Origin of the sequence: Nocardia sp. NPDC058497 (assembly GCF_042720195.1) — a bacterium.
Lineage (GTDB): Bacteria > Actinomycetota > Actinomycetes > Mycobacteriales > Mycobacteriaceae > Nocardia.
In genome coordinates this window covers 1-6,166 of sequence record NZ_JBHXMY010000364.1, presented here as the reverse complement: position 1 = coordinate 6,166, position 6,166 = coordinate 1, and the positions used below count along the sequence as shown (strand labels likewise).

The window sequence follows — 6,166 nt, the reverse complement described above, 5'->3', positions numbered from 1 at the left end:
GGTGCGCGGGGGGCCGCGCGGGGGGCCCTACCACCCCCCGCGGGGGGGCCCCCCGCCGCGCCCCCACCCCCCCCCGGGGGGGGGGCCCGGGGGTGGTCCCCCGGGGGGCGTCAACTTAAGCTAGCGCCCCCCCGCCCCGGGGGCGGCCCAGGTGGTTTTCCGCGAGGGCGAAGCTGCCGAACAGGCCCACAAGCTCCGCGCGGAATTCTGTGTGCAGGTCACCGGTGTGGTGGAGCAGCGTCCCGACGGCAACGAGAACCCCGAGCTGCCGACCGGGCAGATCGAGGTCAACGTCACCGACCTGGTCGTACTCAACGAGAGCGCCCCGCTGCCGTTCCAGCTCGACGAGACCCCCGGCGACGAGGCCCGCCTCAAGTACCGCTACCTCGACCTGCGCCGCGAAGGACCGGGCCACGCCATCCGGCTGCGCTCCAAGGTCAACGCCGCCGCCCGCGACGTGCTGGCCCGCCACGAGTTCATCGAGGTGGAGACCCCCACGCTGACCCGCTCGACCCCCGAGGGCGCCCGCGACTTCCTGGTCCCCGCGCGTCTGCAGCCGGGCAGCTTCTACGCCCTGCCGCAGAGCCCGCAGCTGTTCAAGCAGCTGCTGATGGTCGGCGGCATCGAGCGCTACTTCCAGATCGCGCGCTGCTACCGCGACGAGGACTTCCGCGCCGACCGCCAGCCCGAGTTCACCCAGCTCGACCTTGAGATGAGCTTCGTGCGCCAGGAGGACGTGATCCTGCTGGCCGAGGACATCCTGACCGCGCTGTGGAAGCTGGTCGGCCACGACATCGTGACCCCGATCCCGCACATGACCTACGCCGAGGCGATGCGCCGCTTCGGTTCGGACAAGCCCGACCTGCGCTTCGGGATCGAGATCACCGAGCTCACCGACTACTTCGCCAACACCCCGTTCCGGGTGTTCCAGTCCGAGTACGTCGGCGCGGTCGTCATGCCGGGCGGCGCGAGCCAGCCGCGGCGTCAGCTCGACGCCTGGCAGGAATGGGCCAAGCAGCGCGGCGCCAAGGGCCTGGCCTACATCCTGATCAACGAGGACGGCACCCTGGGCGGCCCCGTCGCCAAGAACCTGACCGACGCCGAGCGTGAGGGCCTGGCCAAGCAGGTCGGCGCCGAGCCGGGTGACTGTGTGTTCTTCGCCGCGGGCGCGGTCAAATCGAGCCGGGCCCTGCTCGGCGCCGCGCGCGGCGAGATCGCCCGCAAGTGCGACCTCATCGACCCGAACGCCTGGGCTTTCGTCTGGATCGTCGACGCCCCGATGTTCGAGCCCACCGCCGAGGCGACCGCCAGCGGTGACGTCGCCCTCGGCTACTCGGCCTGGACCGCGGTGCACCACGCGTTCACCTCGCCCAAGCCGGAGTCGATCGACACCTTCGACACCGACCCGGGTTCGGCGCTGGCCTACGCCTACGACATCGTCTGCAACGGCAACGAGATCGGTGGCGGTTCCATCCGTATCCACCGCCGCGACGTGCAGGAACGCGTGTTCAAGGTGATGGGCATCGGCCACGACGAGGCGCAGGAGAAGTTCGGCTTCCTGCTCGACGCCTTCGCCTACGGCGCCCCGCCGCACGGCGGCCTCGCCTTCGGCTGGGACCGCATCACCGCGCTGCTGGCGGGCGAGGACTCGATCCGCGAGGTGATCGCGTTCCCGAAGACCGGTGGCGGCGTCGACCCGCTCACCGACGCGCCGGCCCCGATCACCGCGCAGCAGCGCAAGGAAGCCGGCATCGACGCCAAGCCCGAGGTCAAGGGCGACGGCAAGGCTCCCGCTGACGCGCCGAAAGCCGTTGCCGCCGAGAAATAGCGGTCGCCGACCGTAGCCGGTACCTTCTGGTCAGTTCCTGTGTCGCCCCCGGCGGCACCGACCAGAAGGGCCACCGGTGCTGCATCTGCGTGTGATCAGTCCGACCGAGCAGACCGACGCCCTCGTGCGGGCGCTCGAAGCCGACGCGGGGGTCACCCATCTGACGGTCGCGCGCGGGATCGCCGTGGAACCACACGGCGATCTCGTGCAGGCCGATGTGGCGCGTGAGGCCGCCAACAAGGTCCTCGCCGACATCAAGGCCCTCGGGATCGAGCAGACCGGTGGCATCACGCTAGGGCCCGTCGAGGCGGTGCTCTCCGATGCCGCAGACCGGGCGGTCAGGGCCGCGCCCGGTGACCCGAGCGAAGCTGTGGTCTGGGAGCAGCTGCTCGAGGAGACCCACGAGGAGTCCTCGCTCAACGCCACCTTCGTCGCGTTCCTGACCATCGCCTGCCTGCTGGCCTCGGTCGGTGTGGCGACGAACTCCCCGGTCACCATCGTCGGCGCGATGGTGGTCGGCCCCGAGTTCGGTCCGCTGGCGGCGCTGTCGGTGGCGCTGGTGCGCCGCAACTGGCGGCTGGCCCGGCGCTCGGTGATCGCGCTGGCCGTGGCCTTCCCGGCCGCGATGGTGATCACGCTGGCCGCGACGCTGCTGTGGGAGCGGCTCGGCTGGATCACCACCGAAGGCGTCGTGGGCGCCCACGATGTGGACTTCATCTACCAGGTCGGGCCGTTCTCGCTGGTCGTGGCGATCCTGGCGGGCGCGGCGGGCATGCTGTCGCTGGTGACGGCGAAATCGGCGGCCCTGATCGGCGTGTTCATCTCCGTCACCACGGTGCCCGCCGCCGGGTACGCGGTGGTGGCGGCGACGATCGGCCAGTGGCAGCGCGCGTTCGAGTCGGCGGGTCAGCTGGCGGTGAACCTGATCGGTATCGTCGTCGCGGGCGTCCTCGTGCTGGAGCTGCGCCCGCGCGCGGGTGACGAGGAAGGTCCGGTCGGCCGGTTCAAGCGGGCCATCGGGATGCGCACCCCGCTGAAGCACTGACCCCGGGGTTCAGACCCGGGCGACCGGCCCCGCGGTGAGCATCCGGTAGGAGTAGGTCACCGCGATCGCGCACACCGGACCGGCGACGAACAGGCCGAGCCCGCACAGCGCCGCACCGACGATGGTGACCAGGGTGACCGTCAGCGCGAGCAGCAGCGCGGCCCACAGGTTGGCCAGCACCAGCACCGCGCTCGCCTTGATCGCCTCCAGCGGACCGTAGTCCTGATCGATGACGAAGTGCAGCGAGAACATGCACAGGAACCCGACGACCAGGCCCGGCAGCAGGCACAGCGACGAGGCGAGCAGCGTCGCGGCGAAGGCGAGCAGCGCCGTCAGCAAGACATTGCCCGCGTTCACGAATCGGAAGAACGACCCGAAAGCCGGTGGGTAACCGTCGGTTTCGTAGAGCGCGCCGCGGATCATCACCGCCTGCAGCAGCCACAGCCCTACCGCGACCATCAGGAACAAAAACAGCACGGTGAACAGCGAGGTGGGATCGAAGATCTGGACGATCGCGAGGACGGCCAGATAGATGAGCACCCCGACCGCGGTGACGCCCAGCCACGGACCCGGGTTGGTGCGGAACCGCTCCCAGCCGTAGCTCAGCGAGCGGCCGATATCGAGTGCCTGTGCTCCCGAATGGTAGTAACCCGGCGTCTGCCCGCCGCCGGTGGCCGACACGCCGGGCGCGGGGGCGGCGGCGTAACCGGGATTGTCCGGTCTCGCCTGCGGCGCGGCGTAACCGGGACCGGTGCCCGCCGGCCCGTACTGTGGTGTGGCGGTGGCCGGTCCGGCAATCGGCGGCGCGGGCTCGAGCGGTTCCTCGCCGTACTGCGCGGCGCCGGGCCCTTCGAATTGCGGATAGCCTGCGCCACCGGCCATTCCGTGCCTGCTCGGTCCGGACCCGGACGCGGGCGGCTGCCCCGCTCCCTCATGGCGGCCCGCGCCCTCGGCGAACTGTCCGCCACCGCCGGATCGCGGCGACCCACCCGGTGAATCGCTCGATGCGGCGTACGGTGTGTCGGTCACTGTGGTAGACCTTTCGACTCAACCGGTTTGCGGTGTGGCGCACAGCAGTTGACGATGAGAAAACCCGACGACAGTCGGGTGTGTCAAGCGAACAGTCACACTCGCGCAACCTCGGTGCCAACACGCCGGGCGACGCGGAAAGGTTGTGTAACCGCTCGCTAGAAGTGACCAGGTACGAGTAGCTTGAGAGGCGATGACCGCACTATTGGCCGAACGCGCCGCCGACGTCGTGTCCGCAGCACAACAGTTGCTCACAAAGCGAATGGGTGCTGCGGTGAAGCTGAGTGATCCGATGGAGCTCAGTGGCAGTGGTAGGACGACAGTCCTACGCGTGCGTGTTGCGGAAAACGCTTTCTCGCTGCCGCGCACGCTGATCGTGAAGCAGGTGCGCGGTACCGCTTCGGACCGCCGCACCGGTGGCATGGCGCCCGGAGTCGCCAGCATCGACGCGGCGTTCCTGCGTGAGGCGGTGTCCTACCAGTTCACCACCGCGCTGAGCCGCGAACAGCGCCCCGGCGCCTACCTGATCGCGCACAGCGTGCCCGACCGGCTGCTGGTGCTGTCCGATCTGGGCGACAACGCGCTGCTCACCTCCGTGCTGCAGACCCGCGCCGAGCCGGGCACCCGCAACGCGCTGATGGCGTTCGCGCAGGCGCTGGGCCGGATGCACGCGGCGACCGTCGGCCGCGAACCGGACTTCGTCGCCCTGATGCGCCGGGTCGACTCGGTGCATCGCGTCGACGGGATCGCCCAGCAGGCCCAGGCCGCGATCGCCGATGTCCCCGGGCTGCTCGAGGCCGAACTCGGCATCGAGGTGCCCGGCGAGATCGCCGAGCGCATCGTGCACGGCAACCGCCTGTTCACCGGCGGCCGGTATCGCGCGTTCAGCCCGTCGGACCTGTGCCCCGACAACGTGATCATGAACGACGAGGGCGCCCGGTTCCTCGACTACGAGTGGGGCGGTTTCCGTGACGCCACCCTCGACATCGCCTACGCGCTGGTGTCGTTCCCGGGTTGCCTGTGCGATTTCGAGCTCTCGCGCAGCCGCGCCAGGGAGATGGTCGAGGCCTGGCGCTCGGTCGTGGTCGGGGTGTGGCCGTCGCTGGCCGACGACACCGTGCTGGCCGAGCGAATCCTCGAGGCGCGCCTGATCTGGGTGTGGCTGTCGACGTACTGGTTCCTGCCCGCCGATCACACCCGCATCGCCACCGCGCGCGAACACGGCCTGTCCGTGCCGCGCTCGGAGGCCCTGATCAACCGCTGGTCGGCGCTGGCCGAGGACGCGCGGGTCACCGGGGACGACGCGGTCGGCGACTTCGCCGAGCAGGTGTCGGCGATGCTGGAAGAGCGCTGGGCGGAGTAGCCGCGCAGCGGCCGCGCTCGAGGCGTTGCGCCGAGGGCGCCTGACGGGATCGCGCCCGGCGAGCGTGGTGCCAGGTCAGTGCAGCGGGGTCGGCCTTGGTTCGATGCGCCCACCCGCCGGGACGGCGAACGACACGCCGTGCCGCACGCCGGTCGCCGGGTCGGTGACGTCGGCGACGTAGAACCAGTCCATCTGTGTCTGCGCCGGGGTCACCTCGAGCACGCCGAAACCGTGCGAGTCCAGCTCGGTGTAGCGCAGGTGGTGATTGGCCGCCTTGATGGCCTCTTCGGCCGGGACCGACGCGGTGCGCGGCGGCATCTTCAGCAGGTCGCCGACGCTGGAGGAGCTCACGGACGGGATGACGAACTCCGCGCCGACCGTCGGACCGCCCGGGTAGTTCGCGGCGTCCAGCGGCAGATCGGCGGCCCAGGAGGTGTGGATGTCGCCGGTGAGGAACACGACATCGCCCACCTTGTTGTCGGCGATCGTCCGGAACAGGGTGCGCCGGTCGGCGGTGTAGCCGTCCCACTGGTCGCCGTTGACGGTCAGGCCGCCCTGCGGGATGCCGAGCGCCTCGGTGATCGCCTGGGTGGTCGCCGGTTCCAGCGGCGGGAACACCAGCGGCGCGACCATCACCGAGTTGCCGATCAGCTTCCACTGCGCGGGGGAGGAGGTCAGGCCCGCGGTCAGCCAGTCCATCTGGGCGCGGCCGGTGATGGTGCGGACCGGGTCGTCGGCGTTGCGCCAGCCGGCGCCGGGGCCCGCCTCGTGGTCGCGGTAGCTGCGCAGGTCCAGCATCGACAGCTCGGCGAGGGTGCCGAACCGCAGCCTGCGATAGATCTGCACCTCGGTGCGGGGGGGGGGGGGGCGGCCCCCCCGCCCCCCCCCCGGGGCCCGCGCG

At 70.8% G+C, this 6,166-nt stretch carries 4 protein-coding genes and 1 pseudogene; 3 read left to right on the top strand and 2 right to left on the bottom strand.

Annotation, left to right across the window (positions count from 1 at the left end; all coding sequences use genetic code 11):
* Positions 1 to 133: 133 nt before the first annotated feature.
* Positions 134 to 1,828: pseudogene (gene aspS / locus ACFWPJ_RS22020) on the top strand (aspartate--tRNA ligase); the annotation flags it as partial.
* A 76-nt stretch (positions 1,829 to 1,904) separates the two neighbouring features.
* Entirely contained in the window at positions 1,905 to 2,873 is a 969-nt protein-coding gene (locus ACFWPJ_RS22015) for a DUF389 domain-containing protein (RefSeq protein ID WP_378854138.1), read from the top strand.
* Positions 2,874 to 2,882: 9 nt separating this feature from the next.
* On the opposite strand, the gene ACFWPJ_RS22010 is transcribed toward ACFWPJ_RS22015, so the two are convergent.
* Positions 2,883 to 3,902, bottom strand: a complete 1,020-nt coding sequence (locus tag ACFWPJ_RS22010) for a hypothetical protein (RefSeq protein WP_378854136.1) — start codon at positions 3,900 to 3,902, stop codon at positions 2,883 to 2,885.
* Positions 3,903 to 4,095: 193 nt separating this feature from the next.
* On the opposite strand from ACFWPJ_RS22010, the gene ACFWPJ_RS22005 reads away from it, so the two are divergent.
* Entirely contained in the window at positions 4,096 to 5,265 is a 1,170-nt protein-coding gene (locus ACFWPJ_RS22005) for a phosphotransferase family protein (RefSeq protein WP_378854134.1), read from the top strand.
* Positions 5,266 to 5,340: 75 nt separating this feature from the next.
* Here the strand turns inward: ACFWPJ_RS22005 and ACFWPJ_RS22000 are convergent.
* A partial coding sequence (locus ACFWPJ_RS22000) for an alkaline phosphatase D family protein (protein ID WP_378854132.1) occupies positions 5,341 to 6,166 on the bottom strand: 826 nt, incomplete at its 5' end.

What these genes read in the sequence shown, in the direction of transcription:
- ACFWPJ_RS22005 (WP_378854134.1), top strand. Translation starts at nt 4,096, where the DNA reads ATGACCGCACTATTGGCCGAACGCGCCGCCGACGTCGTGTCCGCAGCA.